At 66.4% G+C, this 23199-nt stretch carries 15 protein-coding genes, 3 pseudogenes and 1 riboswitch; of the genes and pseudogenes, 6 read left to right on the top strand and 12 right to left on the bottom strand.

What is annotated here, in order from left to right; all coding sequences use genetic code 11:
* Positions 1-75 precede the first annotated feature (75 nt).
* Positions 76-219: pseudogene (locus ACZK2V_RS19170) on the bottom strand (LysR family transcriptional regulator); the annotation flags it as partial.
* Positions 220-338: 119 nt separating this feature from the next.
* Positions 339-1244 carry a LysR family transcriptional regulator gene (locus ACZK2V_RS19165; RefSeq protein WP_049421761.1) on the bottom strand — a complete coding sequence of 302 codons (906 nt, stop codon included), beginning with the start codon at positions 1242-1244 and terminating at the stop codon, positions 339-341.
* A 117-nt stretch (positions 1245-1361) separates the two neighbouring features.
* On the opposite strand from ACZK2V_RS19165, the gene ACZK2V_RS19160 reads away from it, so the two are divergent.
* Positions 1362-2135 (top strand): SDR family oxidoreductase, encoded by a 774-nt coding sequence (locus tag ACZK2V_RS19160; RefSeq protein WP_049421759.1) that lies wholly within the window; start codon positions 1362-1364, stop codon positions 2133-2135.
* Between the two features lie 165 nt (positions 2136-2300).
* Here the strand turns inward: ACZK2V_RS19160 and leuB are convergent, their stop codons facing one another.
* The 9 genes and pseudogenes from leuB to ilvC form a co-directional block, all read right to left on the bottom strand.
* Complete coding sequence (gene leuB, locus ACZK2V_RS19155; protein ID WP_201117276.1) at positions 2301-3362, bottom strand: 3-isopropylmalate dehydrogenase; 1062 nt, start codon at positions 3360-3362, stop codon at positions 2301-2303.
* Positions 3352-3930, bottom strand: a complete 579-nt coding sequence (leuD, locus tag ACZK2V_RS19150; protein ID WP_049421756.1) for a 3-isopropylmalate dehydratase small subunit — start codon at positions 3928-3930, stop codon at positions 3352-3354. The genes leuB and leuD overlap by 11 nt, the downstream gene beginning before the upstream one ends.
* The gene (leuC, locus tag ACZK2V_RS19145; protein ID WP_201117275.1) at positions 3930-5348 is read right to left on the bottom strand and encodes a 3-isopropylmalate dehydratase large subunit; all 1419 of its coding nucleotides are present in this window, start codon (positions 5346-5348) and stop codon (positions 3930-3932) included. Before leuC ends, leuD begins: the two co-directional genes overlap by 1 nt.
* Positions 5349-5408: 60 nt before the next feature.
* Positions 5409-6188, bottom strand: a complete 780-nt coding sequence (locus ACZK2V_RS19140) for a class I SAM-dependent methyltransferase (protein WP_201117274.1) — start codon at positions 6186-6188, stop codon at positions 5409-5411.
* A gap of 10 nt (positions 6189-6198) precedes the next feature.
* Positions 6199-7785 (bottom strand): 2-isopropylmalate synthase, encoded by a 1587-nt coding sequence (locus ACZK2V_RS19135; protein ID WP_049421750.1) that lies wholly within the window; start codon positions 7783-7785, stop codon positions 6199-6201.
* Positions 7782-8879 (bottom strand): threonine dehydratase, encoded by a 1098-nt coding sequence (locus tag ACZK2V_RS19130; RefSeq protein ID WP_486322682.1) that lies wholly within the window; start codon positions 8877-8879, stop codon positions 7782-7784. Before ACZK2V_RS19130 ends, ACZK2V_RS19135 begins: the two co-directional genes overlap by 4 nt.
* Before the next feature lie 96 nt (positions 8880-8975).
* On the bottom strand, positions 8976-9227 hold the full coding sequence (locus ACZK2V_RS19125; RefSeq protein WP_014038403.1) for an ACT domain-containing protein: 252 nt from the start codon (positions 9225-9227) through the stop codon (positions 8976-8978).
* A pseudogene (ilvG, locus tag ACZK2V_RS19120) lies at positions 9211-10945 on the bottom strand (acetolactate synthase 2 catalytic subunit). The gene ACZK2V_RS19125 and the pseudogene ilvG overlap by 17 nt, the downstream one beginning before the upstream one ends.
* Before the next feature lie 39 nt (positions 10946-10984).
* Positions 10985-11959: a ketol-acid reductoisomerase gene (ilvC, locus tag ACZK2V_RS19115; protein ID WP_032130453.1), complete on the bottom strand. Its 975-nt coding sequence runs from the start codon at positions 11957-11959 to the stop codon at positions 10985-10987.
* Positions 11960-12645: 686 nt separating this feature from the next.
* Between ilvC and ggt the strand changes: the two genes are divergently transcribed.
* Entirely contained in the window at positions 12646-14364 is a 1719-nt protein-coding gene (ggt, locus tag ACZK2V_RS19110; protein ID WP_486322681.1) for a gamma-glutamyltransferase, read from the top strand.
* Positions 14365-14778: 414 nt separating this feature from the next.
* Here ggt and ACZK2V_RS19105 read toward each other — a convergent pair whose 3' ends face one another.
* Positions 14779-16494 carry a BCCT family transporter gene (locus ACZK2V_RS19105; protein ID WP_486322680.1) on the bottom strand — a complete coding sequence of 572 codons (1716 nt, stop codon included), beginning with the start codon at positions 16492-16494 and terminating at the stop codon, positions 14779-14781.
* 245 nt (positions 16495-16739) lie between these two features.
* Positions 16740-16841, top strand: a riboswitch (TPP riboswitch).
* Between the two features lie 82 nt (positions 16842-16923).
* Here ACZK2V_RS19105 and thiC point away from each other — a divergent pair.
* The 4 genes and pseudogenes from thiC to ACZK2V_RS19085 all read left to right on the top strand — a co-directional run bounded on the left by thiC (position 16924) and on the right by ACZK2V_RS19085 (position 23175).
* Positions 16924-18768: a phosphomethylpyrimidine synthase ThiC gene (thiC, locus tag ACZK2V_RS19100; protein ID WP_049421745.1), complete on the top strand. Its 1845-nt coding sequence runs from the start codon at positions 16924-16926 to the stop codon at positions 18766-18768.
* A gap of 137 nt (positions 18769-18905) precedes the next feature.
* Positions 18906-19575, top strand: a pseudogene (locus ACZK2V_RS19095) (ion channel).
* 260 nt (positions 19576-19835) lie between these two features.
* A complete protein-coding gene (locus ACZK2V_RS19090) occupies positions 19836-22160 on the top strand; it encodes a winged helix-turn-helix domain-containing protein (protein ID WP_486322679.1) in 2325 nt (774 codons plus the stop codon).
* A gap of 115 nt (positions 22161-22275) precedes the next feature.
* Complete coding sequence (locus ACZK2V_RS19085; RefSeq protein WP_032128400.1) at positions 22276-23175, top strand: helix-turn-helix transcriptional regulator; 900 nt, start codon at positions 22276-22278, stop codon at positions 23173-23175.
* The last annotated feature ends 24 nt before the right edge of the window (positions 23176-23199 follow it).

Genomic DNA, 23199 nt, shown 5'->3' with positions numbered 1-23199 from the left:
ACCGCAGCGGGTCTTCGCCCTGGTAGGTGCCAACCTTGGTTGGCACTGATGCGTGCATCCACGCACGGCGTGGATCTACTGCAGCTGCAGGCCGCTCCGCAGCGCTGGCAGCAGCCATTCAATGAACACCTGCACGCGTTGCGCGCGGTGCTGCCGATGCGGCTGCAACAGGGTCACCGGCAGCGGTTGCGCCACGTGCTGTGGCATCACTTCCACCAAGGTTGGTAGTTTCTGCAGTAGAGCCACCCCATGGGTGGCTGCGGAGGACCAGGATCAGTCATCCACGCATGGCGTGGATCTACTGATCTGCGCGGCATGCATCTACGCATGGCGTGGATCTACTGCAGCTGCAGGCCGTTCCGCAGCACCGGCAGCAGCCATTCGATGAACACCTGCACGCGTTGCGCGCGGTGTTGCCGGTGCGGCTGCAGCAAGGTCACCGGTAACGGCTGCGCCACGTACTGCGGCATCACTTCCACCAGCGCACCGGATTGCAGTTCGGCCTGCACGTCGTAGCGCGGAATCTGCAGCAGGCCGAGCCCCGCCACGCAGCACGCGATCGAGGCCTCGGCGCTGTTTACCCGTACCCAGCCAGGCATCGGCAGCGTGCGCAGCTGGCCACCGTCCTGCCATTCCCACGGTTCCACCCGCGCCGTGGTCGGCGATGCGTAGTTCACCGCGCGGTGCTGCTGCAGGTCGGCAGGATGCTGCGGTACGCCGTGTTCGCGCAGGTAGGCCGGCGCGGCGACGTTGACGAAGTCGAGCTGTCCCAGCATGCGGGCCACCAGGCTGGAGTCACCCAGCTGGCCGACCCGCAGCACCGCATCACAGCCGTCTTCGATCAGGTTCACCGCGCGGTCGGTCATGCCCAGGTCCACTTCAACCTGCGGATGGCGCGCGAAGAAGTCGGGCAGGGCCGGGGCGAGGATGCGGCGGCCGATCCGGCTGGGCACATCGATTTTCAGCAGGCCCACCGGCTGCGCATCGTCTTGCCGGAACAGCGATTCGGCGTCTTCAACCTCGGCGATCAGGCGCAGGCAGCGGGCATGGAACACGTCCCCATCATGGGTGGTGGACACCCGACGGGTCGATCGCTGCAGCAGGCGGGTGCCGAGCCGCTGCTCCAGTTCGGCGATGGCCGCCGATACCGTGGAGCGGGGCAGGCCGAGCTGGTCGGCGGCGCGGGTGAAGCTGGCGCATTCCACCACCCGGGTGAAGATGCGGAAGCGATCGATCCGGTCCATTGTTCGCCTACTCTGGAAAGTTAAGTCAATGTGGCGGGCTTTATCCGCATTTTCTGCACGATATCGTCGTCAGGGCAGGGTTGCCACCCCGGGCAGCCCCCTCCTGAGACAAACGCCATGACCGACCATTCCCTCAAGGGCAAGACCGTGCTGATCGCCGGTGGCGCCAAGAACCTGGGCGGACTGATCGCCCGCGACTTCGCCAGCCAGGGCGCCAAAGCCATCGTCATCCACTACAACAGTGCCGCCACCCAGGCTGATGCGGAAGCAACGGTCGCCGCCGTGCAGGCCGCTGGCAGCAAGGCGGTGGCGCTGCAGGGCGACCTGACTTCGGCCGCAGCGATGGAGCGCTTGTTCGCCGATGCCGTGGCCGCAGTCGGCCGTCCCGACATCGCCATCAATACGGTCGGCAAGGTGCTGAAGAAGCCGCTGCTGGAGATCAGCGAAGCCGAGTACGACGAGATGAGCGCGGTCAATGCCAAGGCCGCGTTCTTCTTCCTCAAGGAGGCTGGACACCACGTCAACGACGGTGGCCGCATCTGCACTCTGGTCACCTCACTGCTGGGTGCGTTCACGCCGTTCTATTCCAGCTATGCCGGCACCAAGGCGCCGGTTGAGCATTTCACCCGCGCCGCGTCGAAGGAGTTCGGTGAGCGCGGAATCTCGGTGACTGCGATCGGGCCGGGCCCGATGGACACGCCGTTCTTCTACCCGGCCGAGAGTGCCGATGCGCAGGCGTACCACAAGACCGCGGCCGCGCTCTCGGCGTTCACCCGCACCGGCCTGACCGACATCGCCGACATCGTGCCGTGGATCCGCTTCCTGGTCACCGACGGCTGGTGGATGACCGGGCAGACCATCCTGGTCAATGGTGGGTACACCACCAAATAATGCAGCCACGCATGGCGTGGCTCTACTGCGGTGGTAGGTGCCAACCTTGGTTGGCACGGATGGCGCATCCACGCATGGCGTGGATCTACAGTAGAGCCACCCCATGGGGGGGCTGCGCACAATGTACAAAGGGAGGGGCGCCACGCATGGCGTGGCGCTATCGGATCAGTTGAGTTTGGCCAGCACCGCGTCGGTGGCGGCAGCGGTGCTGACGGCCTGGCCCTTCGCTGCCAAGTCGGCAGTGAACACACCATCATCCAGCACGGCGTGCACCGCCGCTTCAACCGCGGCGGCTTCCGCTTCCAGCCCCAGCGAATGGCGCAGCAGCATCGCGGCGCTGAAGATCGTCGCGTATGGGTTGGCGATGCCCTTGCCGGCGATGTCCGGGGCCGAACCGTGGATCGGCTCATAGATGCCGACTGCACCCGGCTCACCCAGCGAGGCCGAGGGCAGCAGGCCGAGCGAGCCGGCCAGCATCGAGGCTTCGTCGGTGAGGATGTCGCCGAACATGTTCTCGGTGACGATCACATCGTACTCGCGCGGCTTGGCCAGCAGGTGCATGGCCATGGAATCGACCAGCTGGTGCTCCAGTGCAACGTCCGGGAATTCCTCGCGGCCGATGCGCGCGGCCACGTCACGCCACAGGCGCGAGGTCTCCAGCACGTTGGCCTTGTCCACCGAGGTGACCTTGCCGCGGCGCTGCCGGGCCAGGCGGAAGGCACTGCGCAGCACGCGTTCGATCTCGGCCACGGTGTAGCGGCACAGGTCGCTGGCGCTGTCGGCGTCGCGGGTCTTGTCGCCGAAGTAGATGCCACCGGTCAGCTCACGTACCACCACGAAGTCCACGCCCTGCAGCAGCTCGGCCTTGATCGGCGAGGCGTGCACTGCGGCTTCGTGGGTACGCACCGGGCGCAGGTTGGCATACAGGCCCAGCGCCTTGCGGATCGCCAGCAGGCCCTGTTCCGGGCGCACCTTGGCGTTGGGATCGGACCACTTCGGGCCGCCGACCGCACCCAGCAGCACCGCGTTGGCGGCTTGGCAGGCGGTCAACGTAGAGGCCGGCAGTGGCTCGCCGTGGCGGTCGATGGCGATGCCACCGATGTCGTGCTCGCTGAAGGTGAAGGTGTGGTTGAAGCGTGTGGCGACAGACTTCAGGACGGCGACTGCCGCGGCGGCCACTTCCGGGCCGATGCCATCACCGGGCAGGACAACAATTTCAGCGTGCATGCTCACTCTCGTAGCGTTCGATTTCAGGGACACGGCCCAACAGATACCCCAACTGGTCGACGCCTTCCAGCAGGCAGGTCTGCGAGAAGCCATCCAGCGGGAAGGAATAGACGCGCCCATCGGGCGTGCGCAGCTCGCGCGCGGCCACGTCGATGGTCAGCTCGTCGTCCGGGCGCTGCATCAGCGCCTGCACGTCGGCTTCGTCCAGCACGATCGGCAGCAGGCCGTTCTTCAACGCGTTGCCGCGGAAAATGTCGGCGATCTCGCTGCTGACGATGGCGCGCAGGCCCAGGTCGGTCAGTGCCCAGGGCGCGTGTTCGCGCGACGAGCCGCAGCCGAAGTTGCGGCCGGCCAGCAGGATGCTGCGGCCAGCGTTGTGCGGCTGGTTGAAGGCGAAGTCGGCTACTGGTGCGCCGTCGGCCTGCCAGCGCCAGTCATTGAACGCGTTGCGGCCGAGGCCGGCGCGTTCGGTGGTGGACAGGAACCGGGCCGGGATGATCTGGTCGGTGTCGATGTTGGTCTGGCGCAGCACCACGCTGGCCGAGGTCAGGGTACGGAAACCGGCCATCACGCCACCTCCTGTGCGAACAGGTCGCGGGTATCGGCAACGTGCCCGTTCACTGCGGCCCACGCGGCGCTCATCGGTGAGGCCAGCAGCGTGCGCGAACCGGGACCCTGGCGGCCCTCGAAATTGCGGTTGCTGGTGCTCACTGCGAGCTGGCCAGGCGCAACCAGATCGCCGTTCATGGCGATGCACATCGAACAGCCCGGCTCGCGCCATTCGGCACCGGCCGCGCGTACGATCTCATGGATACCTTCGGCCTCGGCCTCGCGCTTGACGATTTCCGAGCCCGGCACCACCAGCATGCGCACCCGCTCGGCGACGCGGCGACCGCGCAGGACCTGCGCCACTTCGCGCATGTCGCTCAGGCGGCCATTGGTGCACGAACCGACGAACACCACATCCACCGGCGTACCCGCCAGCGCCTTGCCGGCCTGGAAGTGCATGTAGTCCAGGCCCTTCTGTGCGGCGGCATCATTGGCCGCTGGAATCGGCGCATCCACCGCGATGGCGGTGCCCGGGTGGGTGCCCCAGGTCAGGGTGGGGCGGATATCGGCGGCGTCGATGTGCACCTCGTTGTCGAAGCGTGCGCCTTCATCGCTGCGCAGCTGCTGCCAGCGTGCCACGGCAGCGTCGAAGTCGGCGCGCTTGGGACCACGCGGGGTCGCGGCGACGAAGTCGAAGGTGACCTGGTCCGGCGCCACCATGCCGGCGCGTGCGCCGGCCTCGATCGACATGTTGCACAGGGTCATGCGCTGTTCCATGTCCATCGCTTCGATGGTGCTGCCACGGAACTCGATCACGTGGCCGGTGCCACCGTTGACGCCGATCACACCGATGATGTGCAGGACCACATCCTTGGCGCCGACGCCCGGCGCCAGCGGACCGTCGACGGTGATCGCGAAGGTCTTCGCCTTGCGCTGCAGCAGGCACTGCGTGGCCAGCACGTGGCCGACCTCGCTGGTGCCGATGCCGAAGGCCAGCGAGCCGAACGCACCATGGGTGGAGGTGTGGCTGTCGCCGCACACGATGGTCATGCCGGGCTGGGTGAACCCCTGTTCCGGGGCGATCACGTGGACGATGCCGCGGTTGTCCGAGGCCATGTCGAACAACTCGATGCCGTGCTCGGCGCAGTTGCGCGCCAGCGTGGCGACCTGGGCTTCGGAGGCGGCGCTGGCGTAGGGCAGCGTGCCGTCGGCGGCGGCCGGCAGGGTTGGTGTGGAGTGGTCCATCGTTGCCTTGGTACGGTCCGGTCGGCGCGGTGACAGGCCGCGTTGGCGCAGTTCGGTGAACGCCTGCGGCGAGGTCACCTCGTGGATCAGGTGCAGGTCGATGTACAGCACGGCGGGCGCGCTGTCGGATTCAGGGACAACCACGTGGGCGTCCCACAGTTTGTCGTACAGGGTGCGGGGTGCGGAGGTCATGCGTATGCCTGGCAGAAGTACGAAGTTGCGGACATCGGAAAAGATGACGAATGGATCATGTCAGCGGCGACGGGCAAGTACCCGCAGCCGCACGTAGTCGGCCAGCGGCTGGCCGGCGGCGTTGCGCGGCAGGTGGGCCAGCAGCGCGGTGGCGGCCTCGCGCACGGTCGCGCGTGCCTCGGCGGGCAGGTCGTCCAGCAGCGGTGCTGCGAACACCCGCAGCCAGCCGGCCACGCCGGTCGGCAGTGCGGTCGGGCGCGGTGTGCACTCGATCAGCTGCACCTGGAAGCCATGCTGGCGCAGGCGATCGGCGTAGGCATCGGCAGTGGGGAAGTACCACTGGAAGGCGCTGGCACCATGGCCGTGGGCCACGCGCGCGGCCTGCACCGCCGCGATGATCTTGGCCACGTTGCCGTGGCCGCCGAACTCGGCGACGAAGCGGCCGCCGGGGCGCAGCGCGCGGCGCACGCCTTCCAGCACCTGATCGGGGTTGGTCATCCAGTGCAGTGCTGCGTTGCTGAACACCGCATCGAATGCGTTGTCGAAGGTCAGTGCGTGGCCATCCATCACCTGCGCATCGACGCCGCGCGCACGCGCGGCGATCACCAGTTCCGGTGAGGCATCCACACCGCGGATGTGTGCGCCACTGAGCGCCAGTTCGGTGCTGAGCATGCCGTCGCCACAGCCCAGGTCGAGAATGCGTTCACCGGCGCGCGGGTCGAGCAGGCGCGATACCGCACCGCCGAGCAGCGGCACGAAGCCGGCGTCGATCGCATAGTCCTGGGCGTTCCACTGCTGGCCAGCGGCGCTGGCCGGGGTAGGAGTGTCGAAGGCGCTCATCTCGGGTTCCTCAGGCGGTGGCAGGGGTGGGAACGTCGGTGCTGCTTGGGGCGGTAGCCTGGCGCTGGCGCAGCAGGCGGTTGGCCACATCCAGCCAGGCCAGTGCGGAGGCTTCAATGATGTCCTTGCTGGTACCGGTACCGTCGTACTCCACGCCTTCGTGGCGCACGCTCAGGTTGGCCTCGCCGCGCGCATCGGCGCCGATGCCGACGCTGTGCACGTGGTAGCTGTCCAGCATCAGCTGCACGCCGGTGGCAGCCGACAGCGCGCCGAACAGCGCATCGACGGGGCCGTCGCCCTGCGCGGTCTCGGCTACGCGGTTGCCGTCCGGGTCGGACAGTTCGACCAGTGCATTGGCGCGGCTGCCGACGTCGCTGATGGTCATCGACGCCAGGCGATATCCCTGCGCGTTGGAGCCGCCCTGCATCAAGGTTTGCAGGTCGGCATCGGTGACCACGCGCTGCTGTTCGCACAGGCCCTTGAACTGCTCGAACACCAGCTTCAGTTCGTCTTCGTCCAGCCAGAAGCCCAGCGCACGCAAGCGGGCTTCGACGGCGGCGCGGCCACTGTGGCGGCCCAGCACCATCTGTGAATCCTCCCAGCCCACGTCTTCCGGCCGCATGATTTCGTAGGTGCCGCGGTGGCGCAGCATGCCGTGCTGGTGGATGCCCGATTCGTGGGCGAACGCGTTGGCACCGACGATGGCCTTGTTGCGCTGTACCGGCATGCCGACCAGGCGCTGCAGCAGCTGCGAGGTGCCGACGATGCGCGGGGTGTTGATCGCGCTGTCCTGCTCGTAGAAGGCCTGGCGTACCTTCAGCACCATCGCGATCTCTTCCAGCGAACAGTTGCCGGCACGTTCGCCGATGCCGTTGACGGTGCACTCGACCTGGCGTGCACCGCCTTCGATGGCGGCCAGCGAGTTGGCCACCGCCAGGCCCAGGTCATTGTGGCAATGTGCGCTGAAGATCACATTGGCGGCATTCGGCACGTCGGCGACGCCGGCGATGACCTGCTGGAACATCGCGCGGATCTCTTCCGGCGTGGTGAAGCCGACGGTGTCGGGCAGGTTGATGGTGGTGGCGCCGGCGGCAATGGCCACGCGCGAAACCTCGATCAGGTAGTCCAGCTCGGTGCGGGTGGCATCCTCGGCCGAGAATTCGACATCGTCGATATAGGACCGGGCCAGCGATACGTGCTTGCGTACCGACTCCAGTACCTGCTCGCGGGTCATCCGCAGCTTGTGCTCGCGGTGCAGCGGGCTGGTCGACAGGAACACGTGCAGGCGCGGGTTGGCAGCGGCCTCCAGCGCACGTGCCGAGGTTTCGATGTCGGCCTGCAGGCAGCGCGACAGCACCGCCAGGGTCAGGCTCGGGCGGCGCAGTTCGCGGCCGATCAGTGCCATCGCCTCACGGTCGGACTGCGAGCTGGCCGGGAAGCCGGTCTCGATGATGTCCACGCCCAGTTCGTCCAGCGCACGCGCCATCACCAGCTTCTGCGGCGGGCTCATGCTGCAGCCGGGGGACTGCTCGCCGTCACGCAGGGTGGTGTCGAAGATGCGGATGCGCGGGGTGGTAATTCGTTCGATGGTGGTCACAGGGAAATCTCCTCGACAGCGGGTGCGACGGCTTGCAGGGGGGAAGGGGAAGGGGAAGAGGTGGGGGAAGCTGTGGCGCTGGCCTTGCTGGGCGAGCGCGGGGATTCGCTGCGCCGTCGCCGCGGTTTGCGTGGCGGGCGCGGACGGATGTCGGTGAGCAGGCCGGCCAGTACGCCGGCATCGATGTTGCCGCCGGAGACCACCGCGCACTTGCGGCGGCCGGCGACGCGGCGGCCGGCGGCCAGCGCCAGCGCACCGGCGCCCTCGGCGATGATGTGTTCTTCCAGTGCCAGCCGGACCAGGGTTTCGCGCAGTTCGGCTTCGCGCACGATCACCACATCGTCCAGCAGCGAGGTGCACAGGCGGCGGGTCAGGAAGCCGGGAATCTTCACCCGCACGCCGTCGGCCAGCGAGGCAACGGGGGCGATCTCGCGCATGTCACCGCGGATCGCGCGGGCCATCGAATCGACGCCCTCGACCTGCGCGCCGACCACGCGGACGCCCTGCGATTTCAGTGCCAACGCGACGCCGGAGGCCAGGCCGCCGCCGCCGATCGGCACGATCACCACATCCGGCGCGTGTGCGGCCAGCTCGATGCCGACCGTGCCCTGGCCGGCGATCACGTCGGCATCGTCGAACGCGGACAGGAAGCGGTAGCCGTGGCGTTGTGCCAGTTCGACCGCGAAGGCGTAGGCCTCGTCATAGCTGGTGCCGTGCTGGCGCACGGTCGCGCCCCAGTGGGCGACGCCGGCGATCTTGGTGGCGGGCGCGCCATGCGGCATCACGGTGATGGCCGGCACGTCCAGGCGGTAGGCCGCCCACGCCACGCCCTGGGCATGGTTGCCGGCCGAAGCGCAGATCACTGGCCGGGTATCGCCGCGCTCGCGGCCGGCCAGCAGCGCATTCAATGCGCCGCGTACCTTGTAGGAACCGGTGCGCTGCAGGTTCTCCAGCTTCAGCCAGGTACCGAAGCGTTCGGCATGGTGCAGCGGGGTGGGCGGCAGGAAGCGGCGCAGACGAGCCTGCGCCGCCAGTACGTCGGCGACGCTTACGTCGCCGACATCGCTTTCCTGGCTGGTGTCAGCGGCCGGCATGGGCCACCAGCGCAGTGCAGAAGACCGCCGCATGCGGGCACGGGCGGCGAAGAAGACGCCTCCGTACCGGCACCGTGGTCGCTACGGTACGGGTGTTCATACGGATGCTCCTTCCACGGCGGTGACCTGCACGGACACGCAGTCGTAGATCTTCTCGATCTGCCGGCACAGCGTTTCCGCCGGACGCTGGCCATCCACCACCAGCTGCAGGTGCCAGCGGCCATCGTCGGCGGCCACCGGCGCACCACTGATCGCACGCGGCGCGAAGCCACGGCGTTCGGCCATGCCGATCACGCGCAGCAGCGCGCCTTCGGCCGGGTGCAGCACCAGGTCAAGCCGGTATTGCATTGGGGGTCTCCTGGCGGGCGTGGGCGGGATTGCTTTCCAGCATCGTGCTGTTGGCAGTGTTCGGCGGCACCAGCGGCCACACGTTGGCGCGTGCATCGATGGCCACGTGCAGCAGCGCCGGGCCTGGTTCGGCCAGCAGTGCGGCCAGGCCGCCCTCCACGTCGTCGCGGTTGTCGATGCGGGTGGCGGCGATGCCGAACACCTGCGCCAGTGCCACGAAGTCCGGGTTGTCGGACAGGTCGATCTCGCTGTAACGCTCGGCGAAGAACAGCTCCTGCCACTGCCGCACCATGCCCAGCGAACTGTTGTCCAGCAGCACGATCTTCACCGGCAGGCGGCAACGCGCGATGGTGGCCAGCTCCTGCACGTTCATCATGAAGCTGCCGTCGCCGGAGACCAGCACCACGGTGCGCTCGGGGCATGCGAACTGCGCACCCATCGCGGCCGGCAGGCCGAAGCCCATGGTGCCCAGCGCGCCACTGGTCAGATGATTGCGCGGGTGGTTGAAACGGCAGTGCTGGGCGACCCACATCTGGTGCTGGCCGACATCGCAGGCGATCACTGCATCGGCCGGTGCCAGCTCGCTCAGGCGCTTCAGCAGCGCCGGGGCGTAGATATGCTGGCCGGGGGCGTCGTAACGCGCAGCGAAACGATCACGATGCTGTGCACAGCGCTTGCGCCAGGCGTCCTGGTGGGCCTTGGGGGAGGGGAAGGCCGCACGCAGGGCGCGGATGGCGTGGCCGACATTGCCGGGCACGGCGACGTCGGCGCTGCGCAGCTTGGAGATCTCGTAGGCGTCGGCGTCGATGTGGACGACGCGGGCGAACGGTGCGAACTCGGCCAGCTTGCCGGTGGCACGGTCATCGAAGCGCGCACCCAGCACCAGCAGCAGGTCGCTTTCCTGCACCGCCATGTTGGCCGCGCGGGTACCGTGCATGCCCAGCATGCCCAGCGACTGCGGGTGGTTGGCCGGCAGTGCGCCCAGCCCACGCAGGGTCATCACCGTGGGGATGGCACTGGCCTCGACGAAGTCGCGCAGGTCCTGCACCGCGTCGCCCAGCGCGATGCCACCACCGGCGTAGACCACCGGCTTTTCGGCGGCTGCCAGTGCGGCGATGGCCTCGGCGATGGCCGCTTCGGCCGGCGCAGGTGGCGGCTCGACGCTGCTCGGCACGTGCGCTGGCAGATGACCGGCATCGGCCAGCTGCACGTCCTTGGGCAGATCGATCAGCACCGGGCCGGGCCGGCCTTCGCGGGCGATCCGGAATGCATCGGCGACCACGCGCGGCAGGTCATCGACGCTGCGCACCAGCCAGCTGTGCTTGACGATCGGCATCGTCAGACCGAACACATCCAGTTCCTGGAAGGCGTCGGTGCCCAGCAGCGGCGTGCCGACCTGACCGGTGATGCAGACCATCGGTACCGAATCCAGCATCGCATCGGCAATGCCGGTGACCAGGTTGGAGGCGCCCGGGCCAGAGGTGGCCACGCAGACACCCACCTGGTTGCTGGCGCGGGCGAAACCATTGGCGGCCAGCGCCGCGCCCTGCTCATGGCGTACCAGGATGTGCTTCAGCGACGAATCCACCAGCGCGTCGTAGAACGGCATGATGGTGCCACCGGGATAGCCGAACAGCGTACGGACGCCTTCGGCCTCCAGCGCCTGGGTCAGCCAGCGCGCCGTTGGGCGGCGCGCTGCGATGTGTCGAAGAGTTCATGGGGGAACCTTGCAAAGCGGGTGGGGGAGGGCCGCGCGGTTACGCGGCCTGTCCTTGCAACCAGACCATCTTGGCGCGCAGTTCCTTGCCTACCTTTTCGATCGGGTGCTCCAGGTCGGCCTGCTTGAACCTGTTGTAGTTCGGCAGGCCCGCTTCGTACTCGGCCACCCAGTTCTTGGTGAAGGTGCCGTCCTGGATGTCCTTCAGCACTTCCTTCATGCGCGCCTTGGTGCCGGCGTCGATCACCCGCGGGCCGCTGACGTAGTCGCCGTACTGCGCGGTCTCGGAGATGAACTCCAACATGCGCGAGATGCCGCCTTCGTAGAACAGGTCCACGATCAGCTTCAGTTCGTGCAGCACTTCGTAATAGGCGATCTCCGGCTGGTAACCGGCTTCGACCAGGGTTTCGAAACCGGCCTGCACCAGTGCCGAGGCACCGCCGCACAGCACCGCCTGCTCGCCGAACAGATCGGTCTCGGTCTCTTCCTTGAAGGTGGTCTGGATCAGGTTGGCGCGAGCGCCGCCGAGGCCGGCCGCATAGGCCTGCGCGTGCTGCGCAGCCTTGCCGCTGACATCCTGGTAGACCGCCCAGATGCACGGTACGCCGCGCCCGATCTCGTACTCACGACGCACCAGCGCACCCGGGCCCTTCGGCGCAACCAGCACCACATCCAGGTCGGCGCGCGGCTCGATCATGCCGTAGTGCACGTTCAGGCCATGCGCGAACAGCAGGCAGGCGCCCTGCTTCATGTTCGGCGCCAGCACGTCGTTGTAGAGCTTCTTCTGCACCATGTCCGGGGTCAGCACGGCGACCAGGTCGGCGTCTTTCACCGCTTCAGCGGGCGCGATCACGGTGAAGCCATCGGCCTGCGCCTTGGCTTCGGTCGGGCCGCCCGGACGCAGGCCTACCACCACATCGAAGCCGGATTCACGCAGGTTCAGCGCGTGGGCGCGGCCCTGGCTGCCGTAGCCGATGACGGCGATCTTGGTCTGGGGCAGGTCGTTGGTGCTCATGGGGGAGGTTCCTTGCGGTGGGAAGAAAAAAGAACGGCCGGTCGTCGAGGTGACGTGCCGGCCGGTCAGGGGAAAGCGGTGGAGGAGGCGCCGCGCGTTGCACAGGCACAGCCACCACGAGGCGTCGCGGTGGTGCAGGTCCGGGTTGTGCGATCGGCGTTGTGCATGGTGGTTGCGTCTGAAACCAGGTTCTGAAATGAAAAAACCCGCACCGGGGCGGGTGCGGGTTTTTGAAGAGTTCCGGTGTGTTTGTTGCTTACACGCTGGCTCGTCCCGCACCTGTTGGTTGGGTAATAAGTACGAGCACAAGAATCGAACGCAGCGAGGCGGCGCCGATGTCGGCGGCTTCGATGTGGGTTCGCGGTGGCGTGTTGTGATGCAACATGTGATCGAGAGAAACACAGCCGTTTCGGCGCTGTCAACCCTCGCAACGGATTTTCCATCGGTTTCCGGTGCATCCAGCGCAATCGCTTGCGGCACAAGGATGGTTGCCGCTGAAAGTGTTTCGGTGAACCCCAATTCACTCCTTTCAGGCCGGCTTTTGCGCGGAATCCGGCGGATTTTCGCCTTGGCGGGTGCGGAGCTTCCGCACCCACTCCATGATCAACGTCCATGACCTCTGCCCGATACCGCGTGAAGGCCGCAGCGGCGAAGATCGGGGACCACCCTTCCATCGGAACCCGACCGTGTCCCGACGCCTTGCCCGTTCCCTGCTCGCCGCCGCCGTGCTGGCTGCCGTGCCCGCGCTGTCCTTTGCCGCCGACCGCATCACCGGCCACACCTTTGCCACGCGTTCGGAGGTGATCGCCCCGCATGCGATGGCTGCCACTTCACAGCCGCTGGCCACCCAGATCGCGCTGGACGTGATGAAGGGCGGTGGCTCGGCGGTGGACGCGGCGATTGCCGCCAACGCCGCGCTCGGCCTGATGGAGCCCACCGGCAACGGCATCGGCGGCGACCTGTTCGCCATCGTGTGGGACCCGAAGACGCAGAAGCTCTACGGCTACAACGGCTCGGGCCGCTCGCCGAAGTCGCTCACCCTGGCCGAGTTCCAGCGCCGTGGCCTGAAGGACATCCCGGCCACCGGTCCAATGCCGGTGTCGGTACCGGGCGCTGTCGACGGCTGGTTCGCACTGCACGACCGCTTCGGCCGCAAGCCGATGGCGGACAACCTGGCACCGGCCATCCGTTACGCCCGCGAGGGTCACCCGGTGGCCGAGGTGATCGCCTATTACTGGGACCGCTCGGTGCCCAAGCTGTCGCAGTACCCGGGCTTCAAGGAACAGTTCACGATCAACGGCCATGCCCCGCGCAAGGGCGAGATGTGGAAGAACCCGAATCTGGCCAACACCCTGCAGCAGATTGCCGACGGCGGTCGTGATGCCTTCTACAAGGGCGATATCGCCCGCACCATCGGCGACTACTTCAAGGCCAACGGCGGCTTCCTGAGCTACCAGGACATGGCCGACCACCACGGTGAGTGGGTCGAACCGGTCAGCAGCAACTACCGTGGCTACGACGTGTGGGAGCTGCCGCCGAACAGCCAGGGCATCGCCGCGCTGCAGATCCTCAACGTGCTGGAAGGCTACGACTTCTCGAAGATCCGGTTCGGTTCACCGGAGCATGTGCACCTGTTCGTTGAAGCGAAGAAGCTGGCCTTCGCCGACCGTGCGCGCTTCTATGCCGACATGGCGTTCCAGCCGGCGCCGGTGCAGAAGCTGATCTCCAAGGAGTACGCCGCACAGCGCCGCGCACTGATCTCGATGGACAAGGCGCTGAAGGAAGCGCAACCGGGCACGCCGAAGCAGCTGGAGGAGGGCGACACGATCTACATGACCGTGGCCGACGCCGACGGCATGATGGTTTCGCTGATCCAGTCCAACTACCGTGGCATGGGCAGCGGCATGGCACCGCCCGGTCTGGGTTTCATTCTGCAGGACCGTGGCGAGATGTTCGTGCTGCAGAAGAACCATCCCAACGGCTACGCGCCGGGCAAGCGTCCCTTCCAGACCATCATCCCGGCGTTCATCACCAAGGGCGGCAAGCCGTATGCCAGCTTCGGCGTGATGGGTGGCGCGATGCAGCCGCAGGGCCACGCGCAGATCGTGATGAACCTGGTGGATTTCGGCATGAACCTGCAGGAAGCCGGTGATGCGCCGCGCATCCAGCACGAAGGCTCGACTGAACCGACAGGTCAGGCCACGGCGATGACCGACGGTGGTGAAGTGAATCTGGAAACCGGCTTCCCGTATGAAACGGTGCGTGCGTTGATGCGCAAGGGGCATCGCATCGTGTTCGCCGATGGTCCGTATGGCGGGTATCAGGCGATCATGCGTGATCCCGAGACCGGGGTTTACTACGGTGCTTCGGAGAGCCGCAAGGATGGGCAGGCGGCGGGGTATTGAGGTTTCCCGGCCACCGGGCGCAGCCCCCTCTGCGGTGGATTCCGTAAAGCTGGGTTTGGCCGGGCGTGTGGATTGTCTGGGGGCCGCTGCAAGTACGTCCATGTAAGCTCGGTCGCCGCATCCATGCGGCTCACGCCCCCAGCCAACCCACCCGCCCGGCCACGGACAGTTTCCTGTGGCTGCCACCGCAGGAAGAGAAAGAAGAAGATCAAAAGCAAAGGCAACAGCAACAGCTGCGCGCTTTGGGTTGGGGTCGGATCCGTTTTCCGGGGGAAAACGGATCCGACCCCTTCTTGTTTTCCGATACACCTCATCCACGCATGGCGTGGAAAACCCACCGTCACCGGGAAACTGTCGGAGGCGGAGAGGGGGCAGATGGCGGGACCGTCCACGGCATGGATGCCGTGGCCGAGCCTACAGGGACGTACTTGCGGCGTGTCCCGCCATCTGCCCCCTCTCCGCCAAACCAGCAGCAACCCAGAGCCGCTTGTGAGGTTGCTGTTGCAGTTGCCGTTGCTTGAAAAAGCGGTGCAGCCGCAGGCTGCAAAACCCACTCAATCCTGATCGTGCGCGCGCAGCCTCCGCCTGGGTCTCTTCCTGCGCCGCCATCTCGCGCGCGATCCATGCGTCGATCATGTGCCGCTGGCGCTGCGCCTGCCGCCGCTCGCGGGTGTACTCCTGGTCCAGTACCCGGTACAGCGACACCATCACCAGCACCATCAGCAGCGCGAATGGCAATGCCGCAATCGTGATCATGCCCTGCAGCGCATCCAGGCCACCGGCGAGCAGCAATGCGGCTGCGATCAATGCCACCGCGATGCCCCAGGCCAGCTTGCGCTTCAACGGAGGATCGCCTGCCTCGTCAGTGGACATGCTGGCCAGCACCAGCACCGCCGAATCGGCTGATGTCACGAAGAAGATCATCAGCAGCACCAGTGCGATGCAGGAAAGCAGCAAGGGCAGCGGCATGCTGTCAAACAGGGTGAACAGCACCGTTTCATAGCCGTTGCCCAGCGCCTGCACCAGGTCGGCGTGGCCGAAGATCTGCGCCCACAGTGCAGTACCACCAAACACCGCGAACCAGAAGAAGCCCAGCACCGTCGGTGCCAGCACCACGCCGATGACGAACTCGCGGACGCTGCGCCCACGCGAGATGCGCGCGATGAACGAGCCGACGAACGGGGCCCAGGAAATCCACCACGCCCAGTAGAAGATGGTCCAGTCCGCTACCCATGTGCTGCCCGAGAACGGCGACATGCGCAGGCTCATCGTCACCAGCTGGTTGAGGTACGACCCCAGTGTGGTGGTGAACGTATCGAAGATGAATCCGGTCGGACCCAGCACCAGTACGGTGGCCGCAAGAAGCGCGGCCAGCGCAAGATTGAAGTTGGACAGCCACTTCACCCCGCGCTCGACTCCGCTGGCGGTGGACGCCATGTACAGCACGAACGCGATGGCGATGATGGTCAGCTGCAGTGGCACACCCGCGTGCAGGCCGAACACGCGTTCCATGCCGGCAGCGATCTGGATGGTACCGAACCCCAGCGTGGTGGCCACGCCAATGGCAGTGGCAACAACCGCGGCGATGTTGACCACGCGTCCGATCCAGCCGCGATGGTGCCGGCCGATGATCGGTTGCAGCATGTCACTGACCAGTCCACGGCCATTGCGGTTGAACTGGAACCAGGCCATCGCCAGGCCGATCAGCGCGTAGATCGCCCATGGATGCAGACCCCAATGGAAGAATGCATAGCGCATTGAAGCCCGCGCCGCGTCCATGCTCTGCGGTGCGAGGCCTTCCGGAGGCTTGGTGAAGTGGGAAATCGGCTCGGCGGCGCCCCAGAACACCAGGCCGATGCCCATGCCGGCGGCGAACAGCATCGACATCCAGCTGGCGCGCGAGAACTCCGGCTCGGCATCTTCACCGCCGATGCGCAGGTTGCCGAAGCGACCGAATGCCAGGTACATCAGGAACGTCAGCGCCAGGAACACGACCAGAAGATAGAGCCAGCCGACACTGCGGATGACATCGGCCAGTACCGACTGCACCACGGTATTGAAGGGGCCGGGTGCAACACCGGCAAGCAGCACCAGAAGCAGAACCAGTGCGATGGAAACGCGAAACACCATGAAGGAGCTTCTCCGATCAAGGGATTGAGGGGAGCGAGCAGAGCTTGCTGCGAGGGGCCGGCGACATGCAGCACAGACCGGGCAGGGGCCGCGGAGGCGGCGGGGAAACACCGGCCGCAGCGGCACGATGCGCGTGCACGTTACTGAATGCGATGTCACGGTTCTGTTAATACAGAAACAGCGGATCCACGCCGTGCGTGGATGGAACAGCCAGGAGCTGCAGTGCGTTCTATGCTCTAATGCACATCAAGAAGCGGGGGTACCGCGGCCATGTGGCCACGGTTGAGACAGTCCCTTGGAACCTGATCCGGCTCATACCGGCGTAGGGAAGCTTTGCAGTGCATCCATGCCCGGACTCCGCCCAAGGACCGTCCGGGCGCGGCAGCAGTGCGCCGCCGCTTCGTCCCTGACCTTCCTGGACGATGCCCGATGAACGCACAGCTCTCCGCCCTGCAGCAACAGGCCCAGCAACTCTCCGAATCCGTGACCCGGCCCATTCCCGGCTCGCGCAAGATCCACGTGCCCGGTTCACGCCCGGATCTGCAGGTGCCGATGCGCGAGATCGCGCTGACCCGCACGCCGACCTTGTTCGGCGGCGAAGAGAATGCACCGGTGACCGTTTACGACACGTCGGGCCCGTACACCGATCCGGAGGTGCGCATCGATCTGTCCGCTGGTTTGCCGGCACTGCGTCGCGGCTGGGTGGAAGAACGCGGTGATACCGAGCGGCTGGAAGGACTGAGTTCTTCGTTCGGTCGCGATCGCGAGCATGACCCGAAGCTCGATGCGGTGCGCTTCCCCGCGCGCAGCCTGCCACGCCGTGCGCGTGCAGGTGCCAACGTCACCCAGATGCACTACGCGCGCCGCGGCATCATCACGCCGGAAATGGAATTCGTCGCCATCCGCGAGAACCAGCGGCTGGACGCGATCCGCGATGCCGGCCTGCTGCAGCAGCACCCGGGCGAGGCGTTCGGCGCGTCGATCCAGAAGATCATCACCCCGGAGTTCGTGCGCGACGAAATCGCCCGCGGCCGTGCGGTGCTGCCCAACAACATCAACCATCCGGAAAGCGAGCCGATGATCATCGGCCGCAATTTCCTGACCAAGATCAACGCCAACATCGGCAACAGCGCCGTGTCCTCGGGCATTGCCGAGGAGGTGGAGAAGCTGGTGTGGGCGATCCGCTGGGGCGGTGACACGGTGATGGACCTGTCCACCGGCAAGCACATCCATGAGACCCGCGAGTGGATCATCCGCAACTCGCCGGTGGCGATCGGTACCGTGCCGATCTACCAGGCGCTTGAGAAGGTCGATGGCCGCGCCGAAGCACTCACCTGGGAGATCTTCCGCGACACACTGATCGAGCAGGCCGAGCAGGGCGTGGACTACTTCACCATCCACGCCGGCGTGCTGCTGCGCTATGTGCCGCTCACCGCCAAGCGGGTCACCGGCATCGTCAGCCGTGGTGGCTCGATCATGGCCAAGTGGTGCCTGGCGCACCACAAGGAGAATTTCCTCTACACGCATTTCGAAGAGATCTGCGAGATCATGAAGGCCTATGACGTGACCTTCTCGCTGGGTGACGGCCTGCGCCCGGGCTGCATCGCAGATGCCAACGACGCGGCGCAGTTCGGTGAGCTGGAGACGCTTGGCGAACTGACGAAGATCGCCTGGAAGCATGACGTGCAGACCATGATCGAAGGCCCCGGCCACGTGCCGATGCAGCTGATCAAGGAGAACATGGACAAGCAGCTGCGCGAGTGTGGCGAAGCGCCGTTCTATACGCTGGGCCCCCTGACCACCGACATCGCACCGGGCTACGACCACATCACCAGCGCGATCGGTGCGGCAATGATCGGCTGGTTTGGTACGGCCATGCTCTGCTACGTGACACCGAAGGAACACCTCGGCCTGCCCAACCGCCAGGACGTACGCGACGGCATCATGGCCTACCGCATCGCCGCGCATGCGGCCGACCTGGCCAAGGGACACCCCGGCGCGCAGGTGCGCGACAACGCGCTGAGCAAGGCACGCTTCGAGTTCCGCTGGGAAGACCAGTTCCATCTCGGGCTGGACCCGGAGAAGGCCAAGGAATTCCATGATGAGACCCTGCCGAAGGATGCGCACAAGCTGGCGCATTTCTGCTCGATGTGCGGCCCGCACTTCTGTTCGATGAAGATCACCCAGGACGTGCGCGACTACGCCGAGGCCGGCATGAAGGAGAAGTCGAAGGAGTTTCGCGCGGCCGGCGCCGAGGTCTATCACCAGGGCTGACGTGTAACGGGTAGTGCCGGCCGCTGGCCGGCATTCCGTCGTGCGTGGGACCGGGAGAGTGCCGGCCAGTGGCCGGCACTACCGCTCATCACGTCGCTCCCGGCTATCCTCCGCCCATCACCCTGGGGAAGGACGCCATGCCCGTTGCCATCACCACCCGCTGGCTGGCCATTGCCCGCCGCCATCCTTCGGCCTGGCTGCTGGGTGCCCAGTTGATCGCGGTGCTGCTGTATCCCGCACTTGATGACACCGCCGGCGGCCGTGCGGCACTGGGCATGTTCGGCATGGCGGTACTCGGCCTGGCGCTGTGGGTGGTCCAGCGCAGTCCGCTGGGCACCTGGCTGGCACTGCTGCTGGCCATTCCTTCGGTGGTGTTCTCGCTGGCCGGCGCACTGCTGGATCGCAGTGCGCTGCTGACCACCGCGCAGCTGCTGGAAAGCCTGCTGTACTTCTATACGGCCGGTGCGCTCATCGCCTACATGCTCCAGGACCATAAAGTCACCCGCGATGAACTGTTCGCAGCAGGTGCGACATTCACGTTGCTGGCGTGGGCCTTCGCGTTTGCTTTCGCCGTGTGCCAGCAATGGTATCCGGGCAGTTTCCAGGGCACCGGTGGTGGCGCGCAGCGCACCTGGATGGAGCTTCTTTATCTGAGCTTCAGTTTGCTTTCGGGTGTTGGCTTGAGCGACGTTGTGCCACTGCATCCGCAGGCGCGCCTTGGTCATGCTGGAGCAGTTTTCAGGCGTGATGTACGTAGCTTTGGTGGTTTCGCGACTGGTTGGATTGACCATGCTGCGGCGCATGTGAAAATGAACGCCAGATAAAAATTTCGCGCCCCGCAGGGCGCGAATGGTGCTGCAGATTATGTGAATGCGTCGGCGAGAGAGAGCCTGGATGTCGACCACGCGATAGGCGAGGTAACCCGCATAGGCTAGTATTCGCCCGCTTCATTGTTTTTGCGGTATGCGCCGATGCTTTGTGCGGAGTCTGGCTTTTTGCTGTTCCCAGGACGGGAGGGTATCGAAGGCAAACGCTGCCCCGGACCTGTCTCTACTGTGTAGCGGAAAATGAACAGCAGTGAAAACCAGCCCCCCGGATTCGATCGGATCCGGATAGGAGAGTGCACTGTCACTCTGTCCTCGCGCGAAGTCGAGGTCGTGGGTGCGCGTCGCCCGCGTCGGCTGACGCCGAAGGCGCTGGGCGTGCTGCGTGTGCTGCTGCGCCAGCCGGGGCGTGTTGTCACCCGCGATGAACTGTTCGCGGAAGTCTGGCCGGACACGCTGCCGACCAATGATGTGCTTACCCAGGCCGTCACCCAGCTGCGCAAGGCGTTCAGCAACGACGACGACAACGGCCAGGCCTATATCGAGACCATCGCCAAGACCGGCTATCGCCTGCTGGTGCCGGTGCAGGTACTGGACGATGTCGAGCCGGCGCCGCCCGCGGGAGCCGATGACGAAATCGTGGACATGCAACCGGCGATGGCCATCGCCGAGATGATGCCGCCACACGTGCAGGCATCGCGCCGCCGCTGGCGCCACGTCCGCCGGCGCGTACTGCTGGTGCTGGGCGTGCTGATGCTGGCCACGGTGGTGGTGCTGACCGCGCTGCTGCTGCGGCGGGCACCGGCCAGCAGTTCAGCTGTGGACGCGGCCGTGGAGAACGGCACGCGCGTGATCGGCAGCCCGCAGCGTCCCTATCGGTTGATCACCGCGACCAGCGGCTTTGAAACCTATCCCACGCTTTCACCCGATGGTTCATTGGTGGCCTATGAGGGCGCCAACGAAGACGGGCAGGGCGGTGGCGCGATCAAGGTGCAGACCTCCGGCAACGCGCCTGCGCGGCAGCTGCTGGCTCCGCCGGCCGGCTCGGTCGATCGCTTCCCGAGCTGGTCGCCGGATGGACGCGAGATCGCCTTCGCGCGGTTCAGCAACAACGGCGGTTGCCAGGTGCTGATCGCCAGCGCGACCGGTGGTGCCCTGCGCCAGGCCACACGGTGCGATGGCACCGAGCTGCTCAGTTTCGACTGGACGCCGGACGGCCGTGGTCTGGTGTTCGGCAGCATGGTGGGGCGCTATGCCCATCGCGGCATCCGCAAGCTTGATCTGGCCAGTGGCCAATGGGAGGCGCTGGACTACGGTGTCGCCGAGGATGACTTCGACTATGCGCCGCGCTACTCGCCTGATGGCAAGTGGCTGGTATTCGTGCGCAATCCGCAGCTGGGCGACCTGTGGCGCATGCCGGCCGCAGGTGGCACGCCCAAGCAGCTGACCAACGAGGCCGCTGAACTGCGTGGCTGGGCCTGGTTGCGTGATGGCCGGACAATCGTGTTTGGACGCCGTGTCGACAGTGAGGTGCGCCTGTATTACCTGGACGTCGAGAGCCGCACGCTGCGCGACGCCGGGCTCGACGACGCACAATGGCCTGCGACGGCGCGCCGCGCGGGCATGCTGGCCTTCGTTCACCGCCGCGCGCAGTTCGGCATCTTCAAGGTGCCGATGGAGGGCGGCTCACCCCCGCAGCGCCTGTTTGCGTCCAGCGGCCGGGATGGGCAGCCGATGGCGGCGCCGGATGGACGCCAACTGGTGTTCACGTCCGATCGTTCAGGCAGCTTCGCGCTGTGGTGGGCGGACATGGAGCGCCCCGATTCGCTGCGGCCTATCGAAGGATTGCGGCCGGAGGCACGTCAGGCACCGGACTGGTCGGCCGACAGCCGGCGGTTGCTGGTGGTGGGGCGCGACGAACACGGACGCACGGTGGTCTATGAGATCGCCCCACGTGACGAACGCGTCCAGCCGTTGCCGGTACCGTCGGAGCAGCCGCTGCAGGCACTGTACGGCGCAAACCCGGACCAGCTGCTGGTAGTCGAGCGCGATGACCAGCAACAGACCCGGCTGAGCCTGTTTGATCGAAGCGTGCAGCCTTGGCGCCGCCTTGCCAGCATCGAGGGCGTGTCTCAGGCGCGGTTCGATCGCAGCAGCGGGCGTGTGCTGTTCACCCGCCTGGCGGCAGGCGGCCTGTGGTCGGTGGATGCGGCGCTGGCGTCAGGCAGCGTGCAGCAGATCAGCGATGACCAGCCCAGCCGGTGGCGGTACCGGGCCTGGACCGTGGCCGGCAACAGTGCGATCGGCTATCTCGGTACGTCCACCCGCTGCGGTACGACACTGGTGCTGATCCAGGCCGGGCGCGAGGAACCGGAACGCTGCCTGGACGCGGAACGCCTCAGTGCCGGCAACGGGCTGAGTGCCGGCGCCGATGGGCGCACCCTGTTCGTGGCAATGGCTGTCAGCGACGGTGCCGACATCGGTGTGATGCGTTTGCCCGAGCGCTCGCCGACGCTGCTTCCGGCGTTCTCCAAGTTGTTGTTGTTCAACGGAAATGGGCCTTCGTAATTTCTTCGTGGCGACCTCGCCGCGAATTCGTGGCGATCTCGTCTGACTTTCCTGACGTGGTGCCGCCTGATTTGGCAAAACGGAGGCCTGTACTAGGCAAATCCGTGGTGCCCCCATGCGTCAACTCTCGCTGGCCGATCGCGGCCAAACCGTCTCTCTGGACCGGTCGCTCGACGATGCTGCGCCGACCTGCCTGGGCGTGGCCCGGCTCGGCAGCCTGCAGACCGCAGGCAGCAGCTTCACTGTGTGGATGCAGGTGCGCGGCAGCTCCTGGGTGGAAGCCAAGGAAGGACGCTTCCGCTTGCGCCAGGGCGAGTGGATCGCCTTCGAGAAGGAGTCGCGGCCGCTGGTGCAGGCCGGTCGCAACGGCTTGTGCGTTGGCCTGAACCTGACGGTCGAAGCGCTGCGCGTGCTGGCCGAGATGGCCGATTGCGGTCTGTATGCCGGGCGTGGCCGCATGAACCGTGGCGATGCCCGCGTTGCGCTGCGCCTGTGGCGCGATGCGCTGGCCAGTGGCCAGCCGGCACAGGCACTGCGCCCGCTGCTGCTGCACCTGGCGGGCCTGCAGCGTGGGCTGGCCGACAATGTGCAGCGTTGCCCGGGGCGCTCGCGCAGCCGCAAGCGCCAGGTGTTCGGCCGCATGCAGCGCGCCCGCCTGTACCTGGAAGGCAACAGCCACCGCGTGGTGCGCATCGGTGAACTGGCCGAGCTGACCAACTTCTCCAGCTGGTATCTCTCCAAGACCTTCCAGAGCCTGTACGAGGAAAGCCCGCAGTCGCTTTCGGCGCGGCTGCGCCTTGAGCGCGCTGCCGACCTGCTGCGTGACACCGACATGATGGTCGGCGAAGTTGCTGCAGCCAGTGGCTTCGACAACTGCTGCAGCTTCGCGCGTGCGTTCCGCGCCCGCTACGGCCAGTCCGCGTCGCGCTTCAGGGAGAACGGCGGCTTGCTGCCGCCACAATCTGCAAAGTCTCCGGTTGGTTCGCGCAAATACAGCGCTGCAACGCAATCGTAACGTGCTGGGGTGTTTTAACACGCT

The organism is Stenotrophomonas sp. 93052_Sma, assembly GCF_056481145.1.
This window is presented reverse-complemented; position numbering and strand designations above follow the sequence as displayed.